Consider the following 513-nt stretch of genomic DNA (forward strand, 5'->3'; position numbering starts at 1 on the left):
GGATTGGCGAGCTCCTGCCACGAATCCATCTGCATCAGCTCGGGCGACGCGCCCGCGATGAACGGCGCATGCGCGGCTGCCGCGATCTTCGACAGCTCGCCGAGCATCTCGACGTCGGGCGGACTGTGGTTGAAATGGAAATCGCCGACGAGGCAGCCGAACGGCTCGCCGCCGAACTGGCCGTACTCTTCTTCGTAGACCTTGCGAAACAGCGGGCTCTGATCCCACGCGACGCCCTTGTAGCGCTTGAGCGTGCGCGCGAGCTCGTTGCGCGACGCGGGCAGTGCCTTGATCTTCAGCAGCTCGTCGGTCTCGGTGTTCGTGACGAGGTAGTGCAGGCCGCGCCACGCGCCTTCGAGCGTCTGGAACTCCTGATGATGCAGGATCAGGTTGATCTGCTCGGAGAGCTTGCGGTCGATCTCGGCGATGATCTGCTTGACGCTGCCGTAAGCGTCGGTCGTCATGCCGACCGTGTGCTCGAGCGCCTGCTGCGCGAGCGCGCGGTGCGCACGC

General features: G+C 65.3%; 1 protein-coding gene. It reads right to left on the reverse strand.

Going from position 1 to position 513, the window contains the following annotated elements; translation table 11 throughout:
• A partial coding sequence (locus J5M58_RS26260) for a type VI secretion system contractile sheath large subunit (RefSeq protein ID WP_207880257.1) occupies positions 1-513 on the reverse strand: 513 nt, incomplete at both ends.

Origin of the sequence: Pseudomonas sp. 32_A (assembly GCF_017490905.1) — a bacterium.
Taxonomy (GTDB): domain Bacteria; phylum Pseudomonadota; class Gammaproteobacteria; order Pseudomonadales; family Pseudomonadaceae; genus Aquipseudomonas; species Aquipseudomonas inefficax.